This window comes from Exiguobacterium sp. s56 (genome assembly GCF_018618255.1).
In the GTDB taxonomy this organism is placed as follows: domain Bacteria; phylum Bacillota; class Bacilli; order Exiguobacteriales; family Exiguobacteriaceae; genus Exiguobacterium; species Exiguobacterium chiriqhucha.
Genome location: NZ_JACSLR010000001.1, coordinates 77,485 through 102,362, shown reverse-complemented (window position 1 = coordinate 102,362; position 24,878 = coordinate 77,485). Strand labels below are relative to the sequence as shown.

Here is a 24,878-nt window from a genome sequence, read left to right as displayed (position 1 = left end):
TCACGTCATCATGACTCGGCTGACCGAGTACACGTCCGAGATTTGCTTAATCCGGTCGACGACTTTTTGCAGATGGTTCACGTTCGGAATCGAGATCGTCATCGAGATACGGGCCTGTTTGTTCTGGTCCCCGCGTCCGCTCACCGCCACGATGTTCGTGTTCGTCGCCGAGACGGCTTGGAGCACGTCGTTCAACAAACCGGAACGGTCGTAGCCGGTGATCTCGATGTCGACGTTATAGTTCTTCTCCTTCGCCTGACCGACTTCCCACTCGACCGTGAGGAGTCGCTCCGGGTGCTGCTCATTGATGATGTTCAAGCAGTCCTTCCGGTGAATCGACACGCCGCGTCCACGTGTGATATACCCGACGATTTCATCGCCCGGCACTGGGTTACAGCAGCGGCTCATGCGGATCAGCATGTTGTCAATCCCTTTCACCGAGACGCCGGCCTCGGCCGTCTTCTTCTTCGGCGACTGACTGACTTTCAATTCGTTGATCGCGTCCGACAGCTCGAGTTTTGGCTCTTTGCGCTGCTTCTCCGTCAACTTGTGGGCGACTTGGGCGGCCGTGATGCCATGATAGCCGACCGCGGCGTACATCTCTTCCTCGTTCCCGAAGTTGAACTTCTCGACGACGACGGCGAGCGACTGGTCATCGATCACTTCTTTCGGCTCGAAGCCGAGCTTCTTAATCTCGACGTCGACGAGCTCTTTGCCTTTCTCGACGTTCTCTTCACGCTGTTGGCGCTTGAACCATTGGCGAATCTTGTTCTTCGCCTGGCTCGAGACGGCGAGCTTGAGCCAGTCCTTGCTCGGCCCATAGCTATGTTTCGACGTGATGATCTCGATGATGTCACCTGTCTCGAGTTTATGGTCGAGTGGCACCATCCGTCCGTTCACTTTCGCCCCCGTCATCCGGTGACCGATCTCGGTATGGATGCGATAGGCGTAATCGATCGGGACCGATCCTTTCGGCAACTCGAAGACGTCCCCTTTCGGTGTGAAGACGTAGAGCATGTCGCTGAAGAAATCGACTTTGAGCGATTCCATGAACTCCTCGGCGTCGGTCGTATCTTTTTGTAGCTCTAAAATCTCGCGCAGATGGGCGATCTTTTCATCGAACCCGTTCGTCGCGACACTCTTTCCTTCTTTATAGGCCCAGTGCGCGGCAATCCCGAACTCGGCGATGAAGTGCATGTCCTTCGTACGGATTTGCACTTCGAGCGGCTCACCCTTCGGTCCGATCACCGTCGTGTGGAGCGACTGATACATGTTCGGTTTCGGCATGGCGATATAATCCTTGAACCGGCCCGGCATCGGCTTGTATTGCGTGTGGATGATGCCGAGGACGGCGTAGCAGTCGCGAATCGAATCGACGATGATGCGGACGGCCATCAAGTCATAAATCTCATTGAACTCTTTCTTATGCTTCACCATCTTGTTGTAAATCGAGTAGATGTGCTTCGGACGGCCGTTGACGTCGGCCTCGATGCTCACGTCCTCAAGTACGGTGTTCACTTCTGTGATGACCGAAGTGACGAGCGCTTCCCGCTCGGTCCGCTTCTGTTTCATCATCGAGACGATTTTATAGTATTGCTGCGGATTGATATAACGTAACGAAATATCCTCGAGCTCCCATTTGATCGTCGAGATCCCCATCCGGTGGGCGAGCGGCGCGAAAATCTCGAGCGTTTCTTCCGCTTTTTGAACTTGCTTCTCTTTCGGCATATGTTGAAGCGTCCGCATGTTATGCAGACGGTCGGCGAGTTTGATCAAGATGACACGTACGTCTTCAGCCATCGCGATAATCATCTTGCGGTGATTCTCGGCGAGCTCTTCTTTTTTCGATTTATATTTGATTTTACCGAGCTTCGTCACACCGTCGACGAGCATGGCCACCTCGACCCCAAACTCGTCAGCGAGCTGTTTGAGCGTGATGTCCGTGTCTTCCACGACATCATGAAGAAGCGCACCGATAATCGTCGTCGCGTCTAACCCGATATCAACGAGAATACCGGCCACTTGGACCGGATGCAGAATGTAGGGTTCGCCGGAACGTCGGAACTGACCGGTATGATGCAGTTTTGCGTATTCGTAAGCGCGTCTCACTTCGGCAATCTCGTCTTCACCCATATACTCCCCGAGCGCGTCGAGAAGGTCCTCAATACTTACGATTTGTTTTTTGGTCATAACATTCGACACCCTTTTTCTTACCGCTCCAATCGACTCGGAAAAGTCGAAGCATGGTAGTAGTTAACGTACACATATATATTCTAATTTTACTTTCTATTATCGAAAAAATCTGACGACCTGTCAAAGGTTGTGGGTTATTTTCCTCAAAAACTATTCAAAAACGGGAAGCTAATCGCTTCCCGTCTAGGTCAATCTTCGTAACGGATGAGTGAGAACACGTCGTATCCTTCGAGACGCTCACGTCCACCAAGTCCATCAAGTTCAATTAAGAATCCAATCCCCGCGACGACGCCGCCGAGTTGTTCAATCATTTTGATGGTCGCTTCAATCGTGCCGCCTGTTGCGAGCAAGTCATCCAAGATGACGACTTGTTGGCCCGGTTTGATTGAATCTTTGTGCATCGTCAAAATGTCTGTGCCGTATTCGAGGCCGTATGCGACGCGAACCGTCTCACGTGGCAACTTGCCTTCTTTACGGACCGGGACGAACCCGAGTTCAAGTGCGTACGCTGCCGGGCAACCGACGACGAATCCGCGTGCTTCCGGACCAGCGATGAGTTCAGCACCGCGCTCCTGAGCGTAAGCGATGAGCTCATCGACCGCTTTTTTGTAAGCCGGCCCGTCTTGCATGAGTGACGTGATGTCTTTGAAGCTGATTCCTTCTTTCGGGTAATCCGCTACTTCTTTAATATGCTGTTTGAAATCCATTTTATGTGTAAGCCTCCTGCATCTTGTTCGATCGCAATGATTGTAACCGCTCTTTCAGTTCTGCCAACGACGCATAGATGAAACGCTCCTCGAGTTGGACTCGTCCGACCCGGCGCTTATAACACGGCGCTTCGGTCAAATCGCGTTTCGGCGCTTCTGGATTCACTCCAGGCAGTCCGTCTTCCATTGTAACAAGAAATTCGAGTTCAGAGAATACTTGATGCATAAATTGAATCGTATTTTTTGACCATTTTCGCTCGATTGACAAACGAATCAAGTTTTCGCGCAGGTTTTTCCGTTCGCACGTCGCCATGTGGACGTAGTATGTTCGGAAATCTTCACGCGTCGGCAACTTCTCGAAGAACGAGCCGCCTTGTCCGAACGCACAGTAGATGCGTTCGACGTCCTCGGTCAACAAGTCCGCCAATACGTCTTCCTCGTCCGGCAAATCGAGCAAGACGACAAACGGCTTGAGCGGCGTATCAAGGTCGTGGAGCGGGAAGTCGTCCCGCCCTTGGAACGAGATGAACGACGTCGTGTCGCCCGGGAGCTGTTTCAATTCGTCGAGCGAATTTTTCTTGCCCCGATAATCGAACACTTGGAACCCGTCGACACGGATGTCTTGAATCATGAGCTGCGGCTTGCGCATCCCGTTCCATTCATTTACTTGCAGACTGCCCATGACCGAGACGTGGGCCATCTTCGAGATTTCAGAGACGACGTGACCGAAACCGAAGCCGATGCCATCAAGTTCCCGCTTGTCCCCGGCGAGCTGAACCTTCAAATGGGTGTTGTCGCGCCCGATTTGACGGATGTCGCGAAGTCTAGCGTCTGCCACGACGACACGCGGTGACGGATTACCCATCCCGAACGGGGCGAGCTTGCCAATCTCTGAAATCAAGTCGAGCGACACATCGTTCACGTCGAGCTTCAAGTCGACGTTGACGCGGGCGACGAACGTCTCGTCCGGAATCGATTCGGCTTGTTCGTTCAGACGACGGCGCAGTTCGGCCACGTTTTCCGATAACAACGTCATCCCGGCTGCGGCCGGGTGGCCACCGAAGTGCGGCAAGATGTCTTCGTTCTTCGATAGTTCTTTGAACAAGTCGAAACCGTCAATCGACCGGCCCGACCCTTTCGCCTTCCCTGTCTTCGGGTCATGGCACAAGAGGATGACCGGACGATAGTACGCCTCGACGAGACGTGAGGCGACGATTCCGACGACGCCTGGGTTCCAGCGTTCACTGGCGACGACGAGGACGCGGTCGTCCGTCATCGAGGCTTCGACGAGTTCCGTCGCTTCTTTGGCGATCGTCTTGACGATGTCTTGGCGTTCTTTATTCTGTTTGTCGAGCTGTTGTGCCAGTGCGAGCGCTTCTTCCTCGCTCTCGGCGAGCAACATCTGGAGCGCCGGCATCGCCGAGTCGAGACGACCGGCGGCGTTGATGCGCGGACCGAACGCGAACCCGACCGATTCCTCGTTCAATGTCCCGTCCGTCAACGCACACACTTCACGGAGCGCCAAAATACCCGGGCGTTTCGAATCATCGAGCGCCTTGAGCCCGAGCTTGGCGAGCAGACGGTTCTCCCCATCGAGCGGGACGAGGTCGGCGATCGTGCCGAGGACGGCCAAGTCGAGAAGCTCGTCCGGCATCCGGTCGAGCACGGCGTGCGCCACTTTGAGGGCGACGCCTGCCCCGGCGAGTTTGTCGTACGGATACGACGGGTCGATATGAGGATGGATGATAGCGAACGCATCCGGTAACGTCTCTTTCGGTTCGTGGTGGTCGGTGATAATCAAGTCGACCCCGAGCTCTTTCAAGAGCGCCGCTTCTTCAATCCCCGAGATGCCGCAGTCGACCGTGATGATGAGGGTGAACCCTTCACCGGCGGCCCAGCTGAACGCCTCTTTGTTCGGTCCGTAGCCTTCGGTGAACCGGTTCGGGATATAGCATTCCGCCATGACGCCAATCTCGGTCAAGGCGTGCCACATGACGGCCGATGCGCTGACGCCATCGACGTCATAGTCGCCATAGATGAGCACCATCTCGCCTTCGTCAGCCGCCCGTTTCAAGCGTTCGACGACTTTTGGCATCTGTTCAAATAAAAACGGGTCGTGGAACGTCAATTCATCCTCGACGTATAAAAACGCCTTGGCCGCCTCGACGTCGCGGTGCCCCCGTTGTGTGAGGAGCGTCGCGAGTTGCTCCGATATATTCAATTCTGTCTGTAACAGTTCAACAGCCGTTGTATCCGTCTCCGGATACACCCAACGTTTCTTCGCATGATACATAATGCCTCACTCCAATCAATTGTAGATTATATCAGAACGAGCGAGTGAAGTGCCGTCTTGACATTCAAAAAGGTCCCCCGATTAATTCGGGAGACCAGTGGTTACGCCTCTGGGGCAGCTGATTTCTTTTTGTTGAGCGACATACCTTTGATGAGCAACCAAAGGTACGAAGCGATGAAGATCGACGAGTACATTCCCATGATGAGGCCGACGAGAAGCGCGAGCGAGAAGCCGCGAATCGATTCGGCACCAAAGATGTACAAGGCGATGACGGTGAACAATACAGTGACGACCGTATTGATCGAGCGGACGATCGTCTCTTGAATCGCTTTGTTCACGAGCATACGGTACTCGTCCATCGTCTTGATTTTCCGTTCTTTCTCATACGCTTGAATGTTCTCGCGCACCCGGTCGAACGTAACGATTGTATCGTTGACCGAATAACCGATAATCGTCAAGATCGCGGCGACGAAGTACAAGTTGACCTCGATGCCAAAAATCGAGAACGCCACAAGCATGAAGAACGCATCGTGGAGCATGGCGACGACGGTGGCGACACCGTAAGAGAATTGGAAGCGGAACGTGATATACAAGATAATCCCGAGCGATGCGAGCGAGACGGCATAAATCGCATTACGGGCGATGTCTCGGCCAACCTCGGCTGAGACGGTGCTGATGTTCGGGTCGTTCCCGAACGTCTCCGTGAACACAGTCTTCACCGAAGCGACTTCATCTTGAGTGAGCTGCCCGACGAACGTCACGTTCGCGAGCGTCCCGCCTTCTGCATATTGGACAGAAGAGATGTCTTCATCCACGCCTGCCTCGGTGAAGGCGGCCGCTAAATCGTCTTGCGACACTTGCGACTCGGTCTGGACTTCGACCCGCGTTCCAGACGCGAAGTCGATTCCGAGGTTCAAGCCGCGGAAGAACAAAATCCCGAGTCCGATGATGACGACGGCACATGAGATGAGGAACAACGTGCGCATCGGTTTAATATAGTTTAATTCAGTGAGCTTAAAGTTCACGGATTTCACTCTCCTTCACACCAAACCAGCCTTTGCGCTTGTCGAAGAGACGACTTGCGACGAGGAGGTGCATCAAATAGCGCGAGATGAAGACGTTCGAGATGAACGTCATCGCGATCGAGATCATGAGCATGAGCGCGAACCCTTTGACGGAACTCGTTCCGAAATAGAACAAGACCGCTGCCGAGATGAGCGTCGTCAAGTTGGCATCGATAATCGTACTGAGCGAGCGACGGTTACCGGCACGGAACGCCGATAGGACCGACTTCCCTGAGCGGAGTTCGTCTTTAATTCGCTCGGCCGTGATGATGTTGGCATCGACTGCCATACCGATACCGAGGACGAGACCGGCAATCCCCGGGAGCGTCAAGACGGCGTTAATCCCGTTAAAGAACAACATAATCAAATTGATATACAAAATGAGTGTGATGATCGAGACGAGACCGGGTAAACGATAGAAGAACAACATGAACAAGAAGATAGCGACGACACCGATGACCGAAGCGAACACGGTCTTCTCAAGTGCATCTTGACCGAATTGGGCCGAGACCGACGTCGAGTAAATCTCTTCAAGTTTGACCGGGAGTGCCCCGGCGTTCAAGATGTCAGCGAGACGTTGACCACTCTCGGCGTCGATATCCCCACCGGAGATGATGGCTTTATCCGAAAGAATCGGTCCGTTGACCGAAGCGTCCGAGACGATTTTCGAGTTCTCTTTTTGAATCTCTTCTTCGTACGAGTCACCTTCCTCATAATCGAGCCAGATGACAAGGCGGTTTTCCGGTGCCGGGCGCTGAGCGATCTCAGACGTCACTTCACCGAACTGTTCTGCCGATTGGAGCGTCAATTCAACGACCGGGTTGCCTTGCTGATCGTAGCTGATTGAGGCACCGCGCGGCGCGAGATCTTTTCCGTCGAGCAGGACGTTGTCATCGATGTCGCGGAACGTAAGCTGCGCCGTCGACGACAGCACTTCTCGGGCATCGTTTTGGTTCGATACACCCGCGAGTTGGACACGAATCCGGTTATCATCCTCAATCCGAATGTCCGGTTCAGACACACCGAGCACGTTGACCCGGTTGTTGATAGCGCGAACGGTTGCATTCATCGCAGATTGATCGATGACATCGCCGTCTTCAAGCGGCTGGACTTCGTACAGCACTTCAAATCCGCCTTTGAGGTCAAGGCCAAGGTTCGTGTTCTTCACGACCCATGGTGTCGTCAAGACGGCGAGTAGGATCGTTGCAATCATGATGACCGCAAAGATCGCGATATTCCCTTTTTTGTACATACGACAAATTCCTTTCTAAACACATGTTCTCGTAAAAAACTTCTCTCGTTAACATTACAAATATTCTAAACATTTATCAATCGTTTTCCTAAAATTGTAACACGGGAGCGTTGATTTCCCACGTTTTTTTTTCGTATGCGACTAAAAGTTGCATTAGGGCAAAACTTGAGCTATGATGTGATTATCAACTTACACTACACGTAAAGGAGTCCTTTTCAATGGATAGCACGATTATCTATGCCTTTTTACTGACGTTGTTCGCTGGACTCGCGACGGGGATCGGAAGTATGATCGCCTTCTTCGCCAAACGGACCAACACAGCCTTCTTGTCGGTGTCCCTTGGCTTCTCAGGCGGGGTCATGATTTACGTATCCTTTATCGAGATTTTCCCAAAAGCGCTCGATGAACTCGTCGGCGCCCATGGCGAGCAGACCGGGACACTTTATACGGTCCTCGCGTTCTTCGGCGGTATGCTGTTGATCGCCTTGATCGACAAGTTCATCCCGTCTCCCGAGAACCCGCATGAAGTCAAATTCGTCGAGACGATGCAAAACGACCCGTCGTCCCAAGAACTCGCGACGACGGCGACCGAACGCGTCCCATTGAATCACGAGACGAAACAGCGGCTTCATAAGATGGGAATCTTCATGGCACTCGCCATCACCATCCATAACTTCCCGGAAGGTTTGGCCACGTTCATCTCGGCTCTCGATGACCCGGCCGTCGGTTTAGCGATCGCCATCGCTATCGCACTGCACAACATTCCGGAAGGGATCGCCGTCTCGGTCCCGATTTACTACGCGACCGGCTCTCGGAAGAAGGCGCTGAAACTGTCCTTCTTATCCGGACTCGCCGAACCTCTCGGCGCGGCCGTCGGCTTCCTGTTGTTGATGCCGTTCTTAAGCGACACGGTGTTCGGAATCATCTTCGCGGCTGTCGGCGGCATCATGGTGTTCATCTCGCTTGATGAATTGCTCCCAGCCGCCCGTGAATACGGACGGGCCCACCATGCGGTGTACGGCATGGTCGCCGGTATGATGGTCATGGCAGCCAGCCTGATTTTGTTAATGTAACCGAAACAGCGTCCCCTCGATTGTCGAGGAGACGCTGTTTTTATGCCTTGAATAAGTGGACGAGGTCTTTCAACTCGACCGACATATGACTCATCGTCTCGGCGATGCCGTTGATTTCTTGAATCGCGGCGAGTTGCTCTTCGACGTTCGCGCCCGCCTCTTCGACGCTTCGTTGCGTTGAGACGGCGTTCGTTGACATATCTTCGACCGAGACGGCGACCTCGGTCGTGTTCGCACTTACTTCTTCTGTCGCTGCCGCAATCTCACTCATTTGACGGGACGTCTCTTGAATGACGGTGACGATTTCACGGAACGCACCGGCGACTTCGCCCATTTGGATCACACCGCTTGTCACATGCTGGCTCGTGACATCGAACGCCGCCTCGACTTCCGACGTGTCGCGCTGAATATCGACGACGACCGCTTGAATCTGTTTTGCCGACTGTTTCGATTCTTCGGCCAGTTTTCTGACCTCGGCCGCGACGACGGCAAACCCTTTGCCGTGTTCCCCGGCCCGAGCCGCTTCAATCGCCGCGTTCAAGGCGAGCAGGTTCGTCTGTTCCGTGATGGCCGTGATGGAACGAGTGATTTTCTCAATCTCGAGCGATTGATTCGATAAGCGCTCGACCATCTGTTGCGTCAAGTCGTTCGCTTGTTGAATCTCCCGCATCTGCTGCTCGGCCAACTGAATTGTCTCCAGTCCCCCACTCGCCGCTTCGAGTGTATGAATCGTCTGCTCGTTCACGCCTTGCGAGGCAGCGGCGATTTGGTTCAAGCCGACGACGGCTTGATTGACGCCGGACGTCCCTTCTTCGGCCCGTTTCGCCGACACTTGGGCGGCAAGGTTCATCTGTTCAAATAGACCGGCTACACCTTGCGTCGTCGTGGCGACGTGGTCCGTGCTGGCATACAGTTCTTCCGAGTAGGCCGTCACTTTGTCTGAGGCCGCCCCGACTTGACGAATCAAGCCGACAAGGTTGCGTTTCATATCGTTGAACGCCGTGACGAGGTCACCGAGCTCATCGTTCGAACCGACCTCGATATCACCCCCGGTCAAATCACCTTCGGCGACGACGCGCGCTTCGTTCACGAGTCGATTGATCGGCTTCAAGAACAACTTTTGGAGTGCTACTAATGAAAGTAGACCGACAGCGACGCCGATGATGCTGATGACAACCATCCAGATGATCGACTGCCCGGCACTCGCCTGGACCGCTTCCGACTCAGCTGCGAGCGCTTCGCCTTGATACGTGACGAGGTCGGTCACCGTCATCCGGACGCGATCCGTCGTCGGTGTCACGCTCGTATTGAGCACCGTCTTGTATCCGATCTCGTCTTGTTGTTGACGGAGGTCGATGACGCGCGCCATTTCCGTGTCGAGATGTTGATTGAACTTCTCAAGATCACCGATCCAGGCGATGACTTTCGAATCTGACGACGACTGCTTGAGCGTATCCATCAGTTCGTCACGTTTTGTCTGCGCCGCTTCGAGACTAATCAGTGTCTTCGGGTTCGAGACGAGCAGATAGTAGTTCAAATAACGCTCGGCATCGGTCACGGTCAACGCCAAATCTTCGGCGACGAGCATATCTTGGAGCCGCTCGTTCAAGACGCGGTCATACTCTGACGTCGCATTCTGTAATTGATACGAGCCGAGCGCACCGACGATCAATAAGGCGATCAGTGTCGGCACGAGCGCCATCGCCATCTTACGGCGCATCGACGAGCGTCCTTTCACGCGGTCAGGGCGACGTCGTACCTTCCAATTTTTGAGTGGGCGTAGCAATCGTTTCACATCCATGTCTTCTTCTCCTTCTTTCCAATTCTTCTCAACTTGACGATAATGCAAACGTTTTCACGATTCAATTTGATTTTTGGAAATAAGGTGGATGATTCGTCGGATTGACGAAGTTTGTCAAAAATAAATCATTTTTCAAAGTATGACAAAAAAAAGACGCCTGACCAGGGATGGTCAGGCGTGGTTTGGTTACTCAGCGAATGATGAGTTGCCTTTTTTCGTCACTTCAGCAATCGCACTGCGATTGAACTTGAGGAGTGACTGGTCACATTTCAATGTGACTTGTGTGTCTTCGATTTGGTGGACGACGCCGTGAAGGCCGCCGATTGTTACGACGTGATCCCCACGCTCAAGCGCGTTTTGCATCGATTGTACTTCTTTCTGACGTTTCGTCTGCGGACGGATCAACAAGAAGTAGAACACGACGAAAATAAGGATCATCGGTAATAGTGCTACGAGAGTTTCCATGCGTAAAATTCACCCTTTCCTTCAATATCAGGTTCATTATACCGTGAAACTGAAACGTTGTCACATAATCGCTGTCAGAACAATTAGAAATTCTTGGCGTTTGGTTTGTTATACCCATATTCTTCGAAAAACTCTTCCTTGAAGTCCAAGAGACGGTCTTCGCGGATGGCTTGACGTACTTGACTCATCAAGTTCACGAGGAAGTGAAGGTTGTGTGTCGAGCAGAGGTGAAGCCCGAACATCTCGTCGGCACGAATCAAGTGGTGGACGTACGCACGTGAATAGTTCTTACACGTGTAGCAATCGCACTTCTCGTCGATTGGGCCGAAGTCCGTCTTATGTTTCGCATGTTTGATCGTGACACGGCCTTTCGATGTCATGAGCGTCCCGTTGCGGGCGATTCGGGTCGGCAAGACGCAGTCGAACATGTCGATGCCGCGAATCGAGCCTTCAATCAACGCATCCGGTGAACCGACGCCCATCAAGTAGCGCGGCTTGTTCTCCGGCATGAACGGTGTCGTGAACTCGAGCGCGCGGTACATGACGTCTTTCGGTTCGCCGACCGATAATCCACCGACAGCATAACCTGGGAAATCAAGCGAGACGAGGTCGGCCGCACTTTGACGACGGAGATCTTCGTACTCGCCGCCTTGGATGATACCGAACAATGCCTGGTCTTCCGGACGTTCGTGTGCCGCGAGGCAACGCTCAGCCCAACGGCTCGTCCGCTCGACCGACTTCTTCATGTACTCATGTGTCGCCGGGAACGGCGGGCACTCGTCGAACGCCATCATAATATCCGAACCGAGCGCGTTTTGAATCTCCATCGCTTTCTCCGGTGACAAGAACAACTTGTCGCCGTTCAAGTGGTTGCGGAAATGGACGCCTTCTTCTTGGATGTTGCGCAGGTCGGCGAGCGAGAAGACTTGGAAGCCGCCCGAGTCTGTCAAAATCGCGCCGTCCCAGTTCATGAACTTATGAAGGCCTCCGGCTTGTTTGACGACTTCGTGTCCTGGACGAATCCAAAGGTGATACGTGTTCGAGAGGATGATGTTCGCTCCCATCGCCTTGACTTGTTCCGGGGCCATCGTCTTGACGGTCGCCTGCGTGCCGACCGGCATGAAGACAGGTGTCTCGAACGAGCCGTGCGGCGTATGGACGATTCCGTGCCGCGCTCCCGTCTGTTTACATGTGTGGATATGTTCGTATGTGACTGCGTGTTTGGTCATTTGTTCTCTTCCTTCCTCGTGATGAGCATCGCGTCTCCAAAGCTGAAGAAGCGGTAACGTTCTTGTACCGCCGTGCGGTACGCGTTCAAAATGATGTCGCGCGACGCGAACGCCGAGACGAGCATGACGAGTGTCGACTTCGGCAGATGGAAGTTCGTGATCAGTCCATCAATCGCCTTCAACTCGACGCCTGGGTAGATAAAGATGTCCGTCCAGCCCGATGACTCGACGAAATCCCCATGGTCGCGCACGATCGTCTCGAGCGTCCGGGTCGATGTCGTCCCAACTGCGAAGATACGGCCGCCGTTTGTACGGACGTCACGGAGCGCCTCGGCCGAAGCGGCCGACAGCTCGAAATACTCACTGTGCATCGTGTGTTCTTCAATCGTATCCGCCGTGACGGGACGGAACGTGCCGAGCCCGACGTGAAGCGTGAGCGGAATCAACTTGACGCCTTTCGCTTCTGCCGCTGCGAGCAGTTCTTCCGTGAAGTGAAGACCTGCCGTCGGTGCGGCCGCACTCCCGCGTTCACGGGCGTACACCGTCTGATAACGGTCTTGGTCGTCGAGCTGTTCACGGATGTATGGCGGGAGCGGCATCGTGCCGAGCTCATCTAAAATCTCATAGAAGATGCCGTCATAATCGAACTTGAAGCGGCGTCCCCCTTCCGGCAGCTCTTCGACGCATTCGGCCCGGAGCAATCCGTTGCCGAACTCGACGATGGCGCCGACGCGCACTTTCTTCGCCGGTTTGACGAGCGCTTCCCAGACATCATCTTCCGTCTGCTTCAAAAGAAGAAGCTCGACTTTCCCGCCCGTCTCTTGCTTCGCCCCGAACAGTCGAGCCGGGAGCACGCGCGAGTCGTTGACGACGAGGGCATCGCCTGCCTGTAAATATTCGAGCACGTCGCGGAAGTGGCGATGCTCGATGTCGCCCGTGTCGCGGTCGAGGACGAGCAGTCGTGAGCTCGTCCGATCGAGGAGCGGTACTTGGGCGATCAGTTCTTCCGGTAAGTCAAAATCATAATCGTTTACGTTCAATTGAATGTCTTGCATATCGTTTACTCCTCTTCATAGCCAAAATGCGTCTTTGCGTACTGGGTGATCATGCGGCCGCGCGGCGTCCGTTGCAGGAAACCTTGCTGCAACAAATACGGCTCATACACGTCCTCGATCGTCTGGGCATCTTCCCCGATCGTCGCGGCAAGCGTCTCGAGTCCGACCGGTCCACCGCCGAACCGTTCAACCATCGCCCGTAAGAGCCGGTGGTCGACTTCGTCGAGCCCGAGGGCGTCGACGTGTAACCGGTCGAGTGCGTCTGAGGCAAGCACCGGATCGATTTCTTTCGTTCCTGCTACTTGGGCGAAATCACGAACCCGGCGTAACAGCCGGTTGGCAATCCGCGGCGTGCCGCGTGCACGTTTCGCGATGGCACCGCTCGCCTCTGGTGAAATTGACAGGCGGAACAGTTGGGCCGTCCGACTGACGATGGCGGCGAGCTCATGCGTCTCGTAGTATTCGAGCTTTAATGTCACACCGAAGCGGTCACGGAGCGGGGCCGACAACATGCCGGCTCGCGTCGTCGCGCCGACGAGCGTGAACGGTGGCAAGTCGATGCGGACGCTTCGCGCCATCTCGCCTTGTCCGTAAACGATGTCGAGACAGTAGTCCTCCATCGCCGGATAGAGGATCTCTTCAATCGTGCGGCTCAAGCGATGAATCTCATCGATGAACAGAACATCGCCCGGTTCGAGGGTCGAGAGGATTGCGGCGAGGTCACCCGGACGTTCGATGGCCGGGCCGGCCGTCGTCTTGATGCCGACACCCATCTCGTTAGCGATGATTTGGGCGAGTGTCGTCTTTCCGAGTCCCGGGGGACCGTATAGGAGGACGTGGTCGAGTGTTTCGCTGCGGAGCTTCGCGGCTTGGATGAAGATCGACAAGTTTCCTTTCGCCTTCTCCTGTCCGATATATTGCTCGAACTTTTGCGGACGCAAGCTCCACTCTTCAGAGTCTTCATATTGTTGATGGGATTGTGACAACAATCGTTCGTCCATGGTCTCCTCCTTATTTCAATAGCAATTGCAGGGCGCGCTTTATGTAAGCGTCTGTCGTCAATATTTCTGAATTCAGTTCCTTGCGGACACGGGTGATCTCACGCTCTGAGTAACCGAGCGCAACGAGCGCTTCGCACGCCTCGTCTAGTTCGGACGCGCCTTGGGCGAACAGTCCGGTGTTCGGTACATAATCCGGGGCGAGCTCGGACAGCTTGCCTTTCAAGTCGAGCGCCATCTGTTTCGCCGTCTTCTTGCCGACACCTGGGAACTTCATCAAATACTTCTCGTTCTCAGTCTCGATTGCGTCGATGAGCGCATCCATATCGCCCGAGGCGACGATCGCGAGTGCGCCTTTCGGTCCGATTCCGTTGACGCCGAGCAATTTATTGAACAGTTCGCGTTCGCGACGTGAACGGAAACCGTACAGCGTCTGTTGATCTTCGCGCACGTAATGGTGCGTAAATACGATTACATGTTCGTCTTGTTCACGATAAAAAAACGGGTTAGGCACATGTACTTTGTAGCCGACGCCCGAAACATCCAACGTTATATATTCCGCGCACACATAGGCGACGGAGCCTTTTACGAATTCAATCACGGTCATATCTCCTCTTCATAGGAAAACTGCATTCATTGTACCATAACCGTCGCCACGAAAAAAGGACAGGCGATTGCCTGTCCTTAGCGTGCGAGCATCCGCTCGAGGGCGAGTGTCGCCCACTTTGTCGTCTCTTGATCGACGCGAATAATATTTACGGGATCGGTCTCGAGTGACTCGAGCGCCCAGAGCAAATGAGGCAAATCGATTCGGTTCATCGTCAAGCACGGGCACATGTACGGGTTGAGCGAATTGATGTCGAGCTCAGGGTGCGTCGCCGCAAGTCGATTGACCAAGTTCATCTCGGTGCCGACGGCCCACTTCGTCCCCGGCGCGCTCGCCTCAATCTGGTCGATGATATATGACGTCGACCCGGCCTCGTCCGCTGCCTGCACGACATCGAACGTGCACTCGGGATGGACGATGATGCGTCGCTCCGGGTCGTTCTTCCGTAACGCCTCGATTTGGGCGACGTTGAACTTCTCATGGACCGAGCAATGCCCTTTCCATAAAATGACGCGGACGTCCTCAATATCGCCTTCATAGACGAGTCGTTCCCGGAGCGGGTCCCAGACGGCCATCGCCTCGAGCGGCACGCCCAAGTCATATGCCGTGTTGCGTCCGAGATGCTGATCCGGTAAGAACAAGATCCGTTCGCCCGCTTCGAGTGCCCAACGCACGATGTCATGGGCGTTCGACGACGTGACCGTCGCCCCGCCATGCTTGCCGACGAATGCCTTGATGGCCGCTGTCGAGTTGACGTATGTGATCGGGACGATACTGTCGCCGAACGTATCGGTCAGCTCTTCCCACGCAATCTCCGTCTGATCGATATCAGCCATGTCGGCCATCGAACACCCGGCCCGCATATCCGGTAAGATGACGAGCTGGTCGTCACGCGTCAACATGTCGGCCGTCTCGGCCATGAAGTGGACGCCGCAAAAGACGATGAATTCGGCCTCGTTCATCTGTTCGGCGAGCCGTGCGAGCTGGAGCGAATCTCCGGTCGCGTCCGCGAACTGGACGACCTCGTCCTTTTGATAGTGGTGGGCCGGTAAAAATAGGCGGCTGCCGAGCCGTGCTTTAATGGCTTCAATCCGTTGTTCCATCTGTTCAACCGTCAAGTCAGCGTATAGCGCTGGCATCGTTCCGAGTAACTGCATGTTTGATTCCTCCTACGAGATTTAAACTACAATCGAGCGCCGTCACCGAATGGGTCAACTGCCCGATTGAGATGACGTCGACGCCCGTACCGCGATACGAGGCGATCGTCTCGACCGTGATGCCGCCTGACGCTTCCGTCTTGATATGACTTGGGACGAGCGCGCGCCACGCCTTCAGTTCTTCTGGCGTCCGGTTGTCGAACATGATGATGTCGGCGTCCGCCGCAATCGCCTCATGCAACTGTTCGAGCGTCTCGACCTCGACTTCAATCGGCGTCGTGTGGCCAGCAAGCATCCGGGCCCGGGCGACCGCGTTCGTGATCCCACCGAGTGCCGTGATGTGGTTGTCTTTAATCATGACGGCATCGTCGAGCCGGAGCCGGTGGTTCTTCCCACCACCCGAACGGACGGCATGCTTCTCGAGCATGCGGAGTCCAGGTGTCGTCTTGCGCGTGTCCGTGACGGCAATCGTCGGGTCATTGAGCTGTTCGACGCAGCGCCGCGTCATCGTGGCGATCCCGCTCAAATGTTGGATAAGGTTCAATAACACCCGTTCCGTCTCGAGGAGCGTCCGTGTCTTGCCCCGCAACGTGAACAGTTCATCTCCAGTCGAGACAACCGTGCCGTCCGGTTGGCATGACTCGACGACGAGCCGTTGCATCTGGGCCAGCTCCAGGACGACATCCATGCCACAGAACACCCCATCCATTTTGGCGGTGACCGTGGCGAATGACGTCTCGCGCTGATCGATCAGTCCGCTCGAGATATCGCCAAAGCCGATGTCCTCATGTAGAAATGCCGTCAGCTGTTCGCGCAAAGCAATCTTGTTCATAACCATCCTCCGTCCTCATCATGGCACGAGCCAAAAGCCGTGCCGCTTCTATACTCAATGTCTGTTCACTTAATTGTCTTGTCACGTGTTTCGTCCGTGGCAGTTGTTGGGTATTTTCTAAGAAACTTACGATTTTGCCGAGTTGCGGCGAGATTGTCAGCCATTCCCCAATCTGTTGCCGATAGCGGCCGAACAGATCATCTGAAACCTCAAATACGGTCGTCTCGTTCACCGCGAACGGCTTCTCCTCCAAAGTCATCGTCGCCGCCACCCGCTTCCCGAACACCCAGCATTCAAGTAACGAGTTTGACGCGAGTCGATTCTTCCCATGGACGCCCGTATCGGCGACCTCCCCGACCGCATATAGTCCCGCTACCTTGGTTCGTCCATAGGCGTCGACGTCGACACCGCCCATGTGGAAATGCAGTCCCGGCCGGACCGGGACGCGCCGGATGTCGATGCCGTGCGCGTCACATGTCGCCACCAGTTTCGGGAACCTCTCATCGAGCCGTTCGACACGACTCGTATCCAAGTACACCGGTCCCACATGGTTCGTGAGCGTTCGTGCGACCTCATCCCTCGGGGCGAGGCTACCGAGCGGATGTTGTCCCATCACATGATTCCCGGACGTATCGACGAGCGTGGCTCCCGCCCCGCGTAGCGCTTCCGTCACGAGATGGGGTGAATCGACCGCGAGTAGCGTCGGATGAAACTGAATCCGGGACAAGTTCGTGAGCCGTGCCCCGACCGCTTCCGCCAAGACGAGCCCATCTCCTGTGACCGAGCGACAATTCGACGTCCAGTCAATCAGACCGCCGATGCCACCGGTCGCGAGGACGACGGCCCCGGCCTGAACGTGGAGGCGCGTCTCACCGTTGAAGCCGGTCGCCCCGCTCACACGGCCATCGCTTTTCGTCAACGTATCGATCAGGACATGCTCCATGACGGTCACATTGTCAGGCAGTTGACGCCGCAGCGTCGCCATCACGTGCCGTCCCGTCTCATCGCCACCGACGTGAAAGATTCGATTCATGCCATGGGCACCTTCCCGACCGACCGCGTAGCCAGTCGCGTCGCGATCGAAGACGACGCCGAACCGCTCCAGCTCCTGAATCGCCGTCCGCCCTTCCTCGACGAGTGTATAAACACAGTCGGGTACGGCCGCAAGTTTCGAGGCGACGAGCGTATCCCGCTCATGGTCGACGCTCGACGGTTCCAAGTACGAGCTAGCGATTCCGCCTTGAGCCAAGTCCGAGTTCGCACTCGTCACTTCATGCTTGGCGACGAGCAGGACGTTCAACGTCCGGGGCAGATGGAGGGCGACCGTCACAGCGGCCAATCCGGCCCCGATAATCAACACATCGACCCGTTCAAACTGTAAAGACATCTGTATATCACCTGTTTTTCATATGTAATGTTGACTTGTAAACTAGTTTCGCATAATTTTGTGAAGAAGACAACATAAGAAAAGGGGAACTTTACGATGAACCGTTACTTTGATTATGCGGCGACGCACCCGATGACAAAATCCGCCCTCGACCATTACGTCGCCATGGCGCGGAGCGTATACGGTAATCCGTCTTCCCTCCACACGCACGGATATATGGCCGAAGATTACTTGACCGAGGCAAGGCGTTTGGTGAAGCAGGCTCTCGGGCTCGACATGCTCCGCGGGAAGTTGCTCTTCACCGGCAGCGGCTCGGAGAGCAACTATATCGCGCTAACGAGTCTCCGTAAGCGCATGAAAGGCAGTGAAGTCATCACGTCGTGGCAAGAGCACGACTCGGTCGCCCTCCTTCTCGACGAATGGGAAGCGGAAGGCGTGACCGTCCATCGGTTGAAACTAAAAGACGGTCGCTTCGACCAAGAGACGTTCACGCGTCTGCTCGACCGTGATATCGGGCTCGTGACGTTCCAGCACGTCAACTCCGATACCGGATGGACGCTGCCGCTCCACAACATCCTCTGCCAATTGAAATATAAGAAAGTGTTGCTCCATATCGACGGCGTCCAGGCGCTCGGCAAGATTCCTGTCTCGGTCGACGGGATTGACGCCTATTCGTTCAGCGCCCATAAGGTCGGCGGTCCAAAAGGCGTCGGCGGCCTCTATATGGAACGGCTGTTGCCACCGCCCTATTATCCGGGACACCATCAGTACGGCATTCGTCCCGGCACGATTGACGTCCCCGGCATCTGTGCGTTCGTTAAAGCGTTCACCGATCGGCACGAGGCACGGACACGTCATGAAAGAAATTTCTTGGCGTTTCGTGCTATCTTGAAAGAGAAGACATCGTCTTACGTGGACTGGCTCGAGTTCGACCAGCAGAGTCCCGCCATCTTCTCGTTCGTCTCGAATCAGCGGGACGGACAATGGTGGATGACCGAACTCGACGGTCTCGGCTTCCAAGTCTCGGCAGGCTCGGCCTGTCGGGCCGGCCAGAACGGACCGAACCGGATGCTCGAGTCACTCGGCTATGAGACGAGCGCCTGCCACGGCCTCGTCCGCATTTCCTTCGGTGAAGACACGACCGTCGAAGCCACGACGGCACTCGCCGAAGCCATCGTCACTTTAGCAAGGAGAGTCGGATCTTATGAACAAACGCTTAGCCGGTGAAGAACGCCGGCGCACATTATTGGAAATGATTGAACAGAGTTCCGAGCCGATCACCGGCTCCGAACTCGCCCGCCGTGTCGCCGTCAGCCGACAAGTCGTCGTCCAAGACTTGTCGCTCTTGAAGGCGAAGGGCCATCAAATCGTCGCGACCGCCCGTGGATACGTCTATCTACCGGGCGAGTCGTCACCGTCCGCCTACACCCGTAAAATCGTCTGTCGTCACGAGGCCGAGGCCATGGAGGCCGAAATGAACGCCATCGTCGACGAAGGCGTCACGATTCGGGACGTCATCATCGATCATCCGGTCTACGGTTCGTTGACGGGCCAGTTGATGGTGAAGAGCCGTCGCGACGTCCGTGCTTTCCTCGAACGGGTCGAGGCGAACCAGGCCGCCCCACTTTCGCATTTGACGGGTGGCTTGCATATCCACACGCTCGAGGCCGATAGCGAAGATGCCATCGATGCCGCCGTCTCGGAACTCGAGCGGCTCGGCGTCCTTGTCTCCGAGCTCGACTAAGATGTCACAAATACGTGACATCTTTTCTTTTGCTTTCGGTCCATGTCCGTTATACTGATGGATGGAACAAAGACCGTACAAAATTTGGAAAGGAGGGAACGGTCATGTGGCATTTCTTTGAACAACTGTTGCTCGGCTGCGGCGTCTTCAGCGTCCCGCTCGGTATCTTCATCCAATTCATCCCGAATGAGCTCGTGCTCGCCTACGGTGGCCACTTGATCGGTTCTCTCGACGTCTCGTTCCTGCTCGTCTTCCTCCTCGCGTGGTCGGCGATCGTCCTCAGTCAAATCGTTCTCTATTGGATTGGCCGTTACGGCGGTCGTCCTGTCGCCCTTCGGCTCTACAAGTCATTTCGCATCAGTGAGGCGAAGCAACAACGCGCCGAGACATGGTTCGATACGTATGGCGCCTGGATCGTCTGTCTGAGCGTCATTTGGCGCCAGCTGTTCGCCGTCAGCGCCGGCGTCATGCGCTTGTCGTTCCGGAAATTTTTGACGGTGACCGTCGTCGTCTTCGCCGTCTGGTCGTTCGTGTTCGTCAAACTCGGGATGATGCTTGGTAGCAATTGGCGTCATATCGGCGAAGTCACGCACGGGTTCTTGCCGTACGTCGGCACCGCCATCGGACTATATGTCCTCATCCGCTATATCCGCGCGAATCCGCGTCTATTTAAAAAGTCAGCCTGAGCAGATTCGCTCGAGCTGACTTTTTTGAATAGAGGGAAAATCGGATCTGGTACCGAATTAAGAATAGTGAGGAAAGCGTTTTTTTCTCGGAATAGAGATTACCACCTTCAAAGGAGGAATTACCATGTTCCATCGTCGAAAAACGTACACCATCCGTCCTGAACGCTTAGATGAATTCACCGAGTTTTTCCATACATACCTGTATCCGATACAGGTATCGCACGGCGCCCGTCTCGTCGGTCGTTGGGTGACCGAAGACAAGGACGAGGTCATGGCCCTCTGGGAATATCGTGACCGCGAGCATTACGAACAAGTCGAACGCGATTACCGCTCAAGCAGCCTGCGCCGCGAGGCGATGAAGAAGCGGGCCCGTCTCGGCAAAGATTTATATATCAAGTCGAGCGAGGAGTTCATGATGCCGACCGGTCACTACACACCACCGCGCACCATCGTCTCCGTGACGGCCTACGTCACGAACGCCGACGGCGAGGTGCTCCTCGTTCAGAACACGCACCGGAACGATACGTATGAGATGCCGGGCGGACAAGTCGAGGAACATGAATCGATCGTCGACGCCGTGCATCGCGAAGTAAAAGAAGAGACCGGGATTGAGATCGAGGTCGACGGGATCACCGGCATCTATCAAAACGTATCCTCACGCGTACTCTGTGTCACGTTCCGCGCGCGCTACGTCTCGGGCGACCTGCAACCGCAGGAAGGTGAGACGCAAGAAGTCGGCTTCTTCAAGGTCGACGCCTCGAACGTCGGCGACTATATCAAGCGCAATCACTTCCAGATGCGCCTGCTTGATGCGATCGATCCGACGTATATGCCGCACGCCATCTATAAAGTACGCCCTTACGAGCTGCTCGAACGCGTCGAGCGCCACCACACTGTATAAACAAAAGGAGGGACCGCCGGTTGGCGATCCCTCCTCTGTTCGTTTACGCTTGTTCCGCCGCTTCGGATTGACCCGTTTCGACGAGCAATTTGCGAATCCGACGCTTTTCGACGTGGAGAACGGTGAACGTCATGTCTTCATACGTGACACGCGCACCTTTCTCTGGAATGTCTCCTAACAGTTCGACGATCCAACCACCCATCGTGTTGGCATCTACTTCAGGTTCTTTAATTCCCATGTCATCCGCAAATTCATCGACATCCATGTCGGCCATACACTCGTAGACCCCGTCACGGAGTCGTTTGAGATAGACGATCGACTCATCGTGCTCATCCCAAATGTCTCCGACGAGCTCCTCGAGCATGTCTTCGAGTGTGATGAGGCCGGCCGTCCCACCGAACTCGTCGAGGACGATCGCCATGTGCGATTGTTTTTGCTGAAGGACTGGGAGCAGTTCAATTAATTTTGTCTGCGGTGATACGTATGTGAGCGGACGAATGAGCGAACGAACGTCCGTCACTTCATCCCGCATCATCGAACGAAGGAAATCACGTTCTGACAACACCCCGATGACGTTGTCAATCGAGTCTTTATATACCGGTAGACGAGAATGCCCACCGCTAAAGATCGTGTCTTTGATTTCTTCGAGCGTATCGTCGATGTCGACGGCGAGGATATCAATCCGCGGCGTCAACACATCGTCGACAGTGATGTCGTTGAAGGCGAAGGCGCTATGCACGAGTTCCGCTTCGGTCTCGCCGAGCACCCCTTCTTCTTCTCCCATATCCACGAGCACTTTCAACTCTTCTTCCGTCACCGACGGCTCCTTCGTACTCATACCGAACAGACGAAGCACGAGCTTTTTCAAGCCAGTGAAAATCATCGTGATCGGTTTCAAGATTTTGACGAGGAACAGCAAGATGCCGCTGATGAGAAGCGAATACTTCTCGGCGAACTCTTTCGCGAGCGACTTAGGTAAAATCTCACCGAAGATCAAGATGATGACAGTCGTCACGAACGTCGAGATGACGAGGCCAGTCCCGCCCGAGTAAATACTCGTGGCGATGGCTGTCGAGACGGTCGCTGCCCCGATGTTGACGATGTTGTTCCCGACGAGAATCGTCGAGAGCGTATCGTCGAAGCGGTCGACGAGGTGAAGGACGCGCTTGGCGCCCTTGTCCCCATCTTCCGACATACGAATCATCCGGACACGGTTCACACTCGAAAGCGCGGTCTCGGCAGAAGAGAAGAAAGCTGACAACATAACTAAAACTACATAAAGAATTAAACTAGACGAGGGCACAGGGTCCACGTTTACTTCACACTCCATTTCCTAATTAAAAAGATTATTCGACGAATTCGAATTCAAAGTCCAAGATGGCGACGACGCTACCGTCTTCGGCACCTAATTTGCGAAGGTCGTCATCGACGCCCATTTGACGCATTTGACGCGCAAAGCGCTTGATGGATTCGTCGTGATCGAAGTTCGTCATCTTGAAGAGCTTCTCGATACGAGGCCCTGTGATCACGAAGCGTTCGTATTCATCAATATGAATCTGATACCCCTTCTCTTCCTTCTCGTAACGATAAACGACACGTGGTGTGGCCGTCTTCTCTTCGAGCTCTTCGAGTGGGAACTCAGGTGTCGAGTCTACAAGATTAGCTACTTCGATGAGCAGGTTGCGAAGTCCTTCTTTGGCGAGTGCCGAGATCGGGAAGACTTTGACGTCGTCTCCGATTTTCTTCTGGAATTCTTCAAGTAATTCCGGCGCATCCGGCATGTCCATCTTGTTGGCGACAACGATTTGCGGACGCTCGAGGAGACGTAAGTTGTACGACTCGAGCTCGCGGTTGATCGTCGTGTAGTCTTCGAACGGGTCGCGCCCTTCCATGCCGCTCATATCGATCATGTGAACGATGACTTTCGTCCGCTCGATGTGACGCAAGAATTGGTGACCGAGGCCGACGCCTTGGCTCGCCCCTTCGATGAGTCCAGGAAGGTCGGCCATGACGAAGTCACGGTCGTCTGCCGTCTTGACGACACCGAGGTTCGGTGTGATCGTCGTGAAGTGGTACGCGCCGATTTTCGGGCGTGCCGACGAGACGACTGACAAGAGCGTCGATTTCCCGACTGACGGGAATCCGACAAGACCGACGTCAGCGAGCAATTTCAACTCAAGGCGCAATTCACGCTCTTGACCTGGCTCCCCGTTCTCGGCGATCTCTGGTGCCGGGTTAGATGGCGTCGCAAAACGACAGTTCCCGCGGCCCCCACGTCCACCTTTGGCGATCGTGGCCCGTTGGCCGTGCTCGGTAAGGTCGGCGATGACCGTATCTGTTTGTGCATCGAACACGATCGTACCTGGTGGGACTTTGACGACGAGCGGCTTCGCTTTTCGTCCGTGCATGCCTTTCGACATCCCTTTTTCACCGTCATGGGCGATGAACTTTTTCGAGAATCGGAAATCAACGAGTGTACGTAATCCCTCTTCTACTTCAAAGACGACGTCACCACCATGACCTCCGTCTCCTCCTGCTGGTCCACCGTCTGGAACATACTTCTCGCGGCGGAATGCAACCATCCCTTTACCGCCGTCTCCAGCTTTTACAAAAATATTAACCTGATCGACAAACATTTAATTCCCCTCCTTTATAACGAACGTAGAACATTCTACTGTTTGCTCGTACACTTCATCTGACGTGAACACGTCGTCCGGTACGTGACCGAAGACGCGGACCATCAGTCCGTCCGTGAACGTCACATGAATCGGTCCATCCGTTCCTGACAGAAGACGGACAAGCTTGTCCGCCACGCGCGCGTCGTCTAGCGACACGCGGTCGGCCGATACCTTATAGGTCAACCGCCCTTCCCAGTTCGCTTGCATGAGGACGAGACTCGTCGTCGGCATGTCCAAGCGAATGAGCGCACTCTCCTCGTCGGCGTGCTGACGATATCGCTCGTACAGCTCCTCAAGTTTTTCAGGCTCGAGCGCCGCGTACAAGGAGATCATCTGAAGCCGATTCATCCATTCGTGACGGACGGTCGATAATAGTTTCAGTGCTGCTTGTGAGTTCATGCAATCCTCTCCTAGTAAAACTAGTAAAAAAGACTCTAACCAAATAAGTGGCTAGAGTCTTCTGCGTGGTTCTACTTACGCAACTGGGTAAACGCTCACTTGTTTCTTGTCGCGACCAAGACGCTCGAAGCGTACTACGCCGTCAACTTTTGCAAACAATGTGTCGTCGCCACCACGGCCGACGTTTTCACCTGGGTGAATTTTCGTACCGCGTTGACGGTAGAGAATCGATCCAGCTGAAACAGTCTGTCCGTCAGCGCGTTTAGCGCCGAGGCGTTTCGAAATCGAGTCACGACCGTTTTTAGTCGATCCTACTCCCTTTTTCGATGCGAAGAACTGAAGGTTCAATTGTAACAT

General features: G+C 54.7%; 23 protein-coding genes. 5 read left to right on the top strand and 18 right to left on the bottom strand.

Going from position 1 to position 24,878, the window contains the following annotated elements:
- From KNP71_RS00530 to secD, 5 genes are all read right to left on the bottom strand, one after another.
- Nucleotides 1–2,190: a RelA/SpoT family protein gene (locus KNP71_RS00530; protein ID WP_021066905.1), complete on the bottom strand. Its 2,190-nt coding sequence runs from the start codon at nt 2,188–2,190 to the stop codon at nt 1–3.
- A gap of 191 nt (nt 2,191–2,381) precedes the next feature.
- Complete coding sequence (locus KNP71_RS00525; RefSeq protein ID WP_021066904.1) at nt 2,382–2,900, bottom strand: adenine phosphoribosyltransferase; 519 nt, start codon at nt 2,898–2,900, stop codon at nt 2,382–2,384.
- A gap of 1 nt (nt 2,901) precedes the next feature.
- Nucleotides 2,902–5,193: a single-stranded-DNA-specific exonuclease RecJ gene (recJ, locus tag KNP71_RS00520; RefSeq protein ID WP_214829806.1), complete on the bottom strand. Its 2,292-nt coding sequence runs from the start codon at nt 5,191–5,193 to the stop codon at nt 2,902–2,904.
- Nucleotides 5,194–5,294: 101 nt separating this feature from the next.
- Nucleotides 5,295–6,218: a protein translocase subunit SecF gene (gene secF / locus KNP71_RS00515; RefSeq protein WP_125318020.1), complete on the bottom strand. Its 924-nt coding sequence runs from the start codon at nt 6,216–6,218 to the stop codon at nt 5,295–5,297.
- Entirely contained in the window at nt 6,208–7,509 is a 1,302-nt protein-coding gene (gene secD / locus KNP71_RS00510; protein WP_131471102.1) for a protein translocase subunit SecD, read from the bottom strand. Before secD ends, secF begins: the two co-directional genes overlap by 11 nt.
- Before the next feature lie 218 nt (nt 7,510–7,727).
- On the opposite strand from secD, the gene zupT reads away from it, so the two are divergent.
- Complete coding sequence (gene zupT / locus KNP71_RS00505) at nt 7,728–8,582, top strand: zinc transporter ZupT (protein ID WP_021066900.1); 855 nt, start codon at nt 7,728–7,730, stop codon at nt 8,580–8,582.
- A gap of 40 nt (nt 8,583–8,622) precedes the next feature.
- Here the strand turns inward: zupT and KNP71_RS00500 are convergent, their stop codons facing one another.
- From KNP71_RS00500 to KNP71_RS00460, 9 genes are all read right to left on the bottom strand, one after another.
- Nucleotides 8,623–10,383 (bottom strand): methyl-accepting chemotaxis protein, encoded by a 1,761-nt coding sequence (locus KNP71_RS00500; RefSeq protein WP_021066899.1) that lies wholly within the window; start codon nt 10,381–10,383, stop codon nt 8,623–8,625.
- 186 nt (nt 10,384–10,569) lie between these two features.
- Nucleotides 10,570–10,848 carry a preprotein translocase subunit YajC gene (gene yajC / locus KNP71_RS00495; protein ID WP_021066898.1) on the bottom strand — a complete coding sequence of 93 codons (279 nt, stop codon included), beginning with the start codon at nt 10,846–10,848 and terminating at the stop codon, nt 10,570–10,572.
- 83 nt (nt 10,849–10,931) lie between these two features.
- A complete protein-coding gene (gene tgt, locus KNP71_RS00490; RefSeq protein WP_021066897.1) occupies nt 10,932–12,077 on the bottom strand; it encodes a tRNA guanosine(34) transglycosylase Tgt in 1,146 nt (381 codons plus the stop codon).
- Entirely contained in the window at nt 12,074–13,117 is a 1,044-nt protein-coding gene (gene queA, locus KNP71_RS00485) for a tRNA preQ1(34) S-adenosylmethionine ribosyltransferase-isomerase QueA (RefSeq protein ID WP_214827233.1), read from the bottom strand. The genes tgt and queA overlap by 4 nt, the downstream gene beginning before the upstream one ends.
- Before the next feature lie 20 nt (nt 13,118–13,137).
- Nucleotides 13,138–14,133 (bottom strand): Holliday junction branch migration DNA helicase RuvB, encoded by a 996-nt coding sequence (ruvB, locus tag KNP71_RS00480; RefSeq protein ID WP_021066895.1) that lies wholly within the window; start codon nt 14,131–14,133, stop codon nt 13,138–13,140.
- A 10-nt stretch (nt 14,134–14,143) separates the two neighbouring features.
- On the bottom strand, nt 14,144–14,731 hold the full coding sequence (ruvA, locus tag KNP71_RS00475) for a Holliday junction branch migration protein RuvA (protein ID WP_021066894.1): 588 nt from the start codon (nt 14,729–14,731) through the stop codon (nt 14,144–14,146).
- An 83-nt stretch (nt 14,732–14,814) separates the two neighbouring features.
- A complete protein-coding gene (gene nadA, locus KNP71_RS00470; RefSeq protein WP_021066893.1) occupies nt 14,815–15,894 on the bottom strand; it encodes a quinolinate synthase NadA in 1,080 nt (359 codons plus the stop codon).
- Entirely contained in the window at nt 15,857–16,726 is an 870-nt protein-coding gene (gene nadC / locus KNP71_RS00465; protein ID WP_021066892.1) for a carboxylating nicotinate-nucleotide diphosphorylase, read from the bottom strand. The genes nadA and nadC overlap by 38 nt, the downstream gene beginning before the upstream one ends.
- Nucleotides 16,680–18,113, bottom strand: coding sequence for an L-aspartate oxidase (locus KNP71_RS00460; protein WP_214829804.1), 1,434 nt, complete (start codon nt 18,111–18,113; stop codon nt 16,680–16,682). Before KNP71_RS00460 ends, nadC begins: the two co-directional genes overlap by 47 nt.
- A gap of 96 nt (nt 18,114–18,209) precedes the next feature.
- On the opposite strand from KNP71_RS00460, the gene KNP71_RS00455 reads away from it, so the two are divergent.
- The 4 genes from KNP71_RS00455 (at nt 18,210) to KNP71_RS00440 (ending at nt 21,444) form a co-directional block, all read left to right on the top strand.
- Nucleotides 18,210–19,340 carry a cysteine desulfurase family protein gene (locus KNP71_RS00455; protein WP_021066890.1) on the top strand — a complete coding sequence of 377 codons (1,131 nt, stop codon included), beginning with the start codon at nt 18,210–18,212 and terminating at the stop codon, nt 19,338–19,340.
- Nucleotides 19,318–19,857, top strand: a complete 540-nt coding sequence (locus KNP71_RS00450) for a transcription repressor NadR (RefSeq protein ID WP_021066889.1) — start codon at nt 19,318–19,320, stop codon at nt 19,855–19,857. Before KNP71_RS00455 ends, KNP71_RS00450 begins: the two co-directional genes overlap by 23 nt.
- Before the next feature lie 104 nt (nt 19,858–19,961).
- Nucleotides 19,962–20,543, top strand: coding sequence for a DedA family protein (locus tag KNP71_RS00445; protein WP_131471097.1), 582 nt, complete (start codon nt 19,962–19,964; stop codon nt 20,541–20,543).
- 124 nt (nt 20,544–20,667) lie between these two features.
- The gene (locus tag KNP71_RS00440) at nt 20,668–21,444 is read left to right on the top strand and encodes an NUDIX domain-containing protein (RefSeq protein WP_131471096.1); all 777 of its coding nucleotides are present in this window, start codon (nt 20,668–20,670) and stop codon (nt 21,442–21,444) included.
- Between the two features lie 43 nt (nt 21,445–21,487).
- Here the strand turns inward: KNP71_RS00440 and KNP71_RS00435 are convergent, their stop codons facing one another.
- The 4 genes from KNP71_RS00435 to rpmA all read right to left on the bottom strand — a co-directional run bounded on the left by KNP71_RS00435 (nt 21,488) and on the right by rpmA (nt 24,878).
- Nucleotides 21,488–22,774, bottom strand: a complete 1,287-nt coding sequence (locus KNP71_RS00435; protein WP_256442330.1) for a hemolysin family protein — start codon at nt 22,772–22,774, stop codon at nt 21,488–21,490.
- Between the two features lie 16 nt (nt 22,775–22,790).
- On the bottom strand, nt 22,791–24,080 hold the full coding sequence (gene obgE / locus KNP71_RS00430; RefSeq protein WP_021066885.1) for a GTPase ObgE: 1,290 nt from the start codon (nt 24,078–24,080) through the stop codon (nt 22,791–22,793).
- Entirely contained in the window at nt 24,081–24,521 is a 441-nt protein-coding gene (locus tag KNP71_RS00425; RefSeq protein ID WP_021066884.1) for a Spo0B domain-containing protein, read from the bottom strand.
- A 75-nt stretch (nt 24,522–24,596) separates the two neighbouring features.
- A complete protein-coding gene (rpmA, locus tag KNP71_RS00420) occupies nt 24,597–24,878 on the bottom strand; it encodes a 50S ribosomal protein L27 (protein WP_016508537.1) in 282 nt (93 codons plus the stop codon).

Coding starts and splice junctions, on each gene's coding strand:
- KNP71_RS00530 (WP_021066905.1), bottom strand. CDS start 2,190: ATGACCAAAAAACAAATCGTAAGTATTGAGGACCTTCTCGACGCGCTC.
- KNP71_RS00525 (WP_021066904.1), bottom strand. CDS start 2,900: ATGGATTTCAAACAGCATATTAAAGAAGTAGCGGATTACCCGAAAGAA.
- recJ (WP_214829806.1), bottom strand. CDS start 5,193: ATGTATCATGCGAAGAAACGTTGGGTGTATCCGGAGACGGATACAACG.
- secD (WP_131471102.1), bottom strand. CDS start 7,509: ATGTACAAAAAAGGGAATATCGCGATCTTTGCGGTCATCATGATTGCA.
- zupT (WP_021066900.1), top strand. CDS start 7,728: ATGGATAGCACGATTATCTATGCCTTTTTACTGACGTTGTTCGCTGGA.
- KNP71_RS00500 (WP_021066899.1), bottom strand. CDS start 10,383: ATGGATGTGAAACGATTGCTACGCCCACTCAAAAATTGGAAGGTACGA.
- yajC (WP_021066898.1), bottom strand. CDS start 10,848: ATGGAAACTCTCGTAGCACTATTACCGATGATCCTTATTTTCGTCGTG.
- tgt (WP_021066897.1), bottom strand. CDS start 12,077: ATGACCAAACACGCAGTCACATACGAACATATCCACACATGTAAACAG.
- ruvB (WP_021066895.1), bottom strand. CDS start 14,133: ATGGACGAACGATTGTTGTCACAATCCCATCAACAATATGAAGACTCT.
- nadA (WP_021066893.1), bottom strand. CDS start 15,894: ATGCAGTTACTCGGAACGATGCCAGCGCTATACGCTGACTTGACGGTT.
- nadC (WP_021066892.1), bottom strand. CDS start 16,726: ATGAACAAGATTGCTTTGCGCGAACAGCTGACGGCATTTCTACATGAG.
- KNP71_RS00460 (WP_214829804.1), bottom strand. CDS start 18,113: ATGTCTTTACAGTTTGAACGGGTCGATGTGTTGATTATCGGGGCCGGA.
- KNP71_RS00455 (WP_021066890.1), top strand. CDS start 18,210: ATGAACCGTTACTTTGATTATGCGGCGACGCACCCGATGACAAAATCC.
- KNP71_RS00450 (WP_021066889.1), top strand. CDS start 19,318: ATGAACAAACGCTTAGCCGGTGAAGAACGCCGGCGCACATTATTGGAA.
- KNP71_RS00445 (WP_131471097.1), top strand. CDS start 19,962: ATGTGGCATTTCTTTGAACAACTGTTGCTCGGCTGCGGCGTCTTCAGC.
- KNP71_RS00440 (WP_131471096.1), top strand. CDS start 20,668: ATGTTCCATCGTCGAAAAACGTACACCATCCGTCCTGAACGCTTAGAT.
- KNP71_RS00435 (WP_256442330.1), bottom strand. CDS start 22,774: ATGGAGTGTGAAGTAAACGTGGACCCTGTGCCCTCGTCTAGTTTAATT.
- obgE (WP_021066885.1), bottom strand. CDS start 24,080: ATGTTTGTCGATCAGGTTAATATTTTTGTAAAAGCTGGAGACGGCGGT.
- KNP71_RS00425 (WP_021066884.1), bottom strand. CDS start 24,521: ATGAACTCACAAGCAGCACTGAAACTATTATCGACCGTCCGTCACGAA.
- rpmA (WP_016508537.1), bottom strand. CDS start 24,878: ATGTTACAATTGAACCTTCAGTTCTTCGCATCGAAAAAGGGAGTAGGA.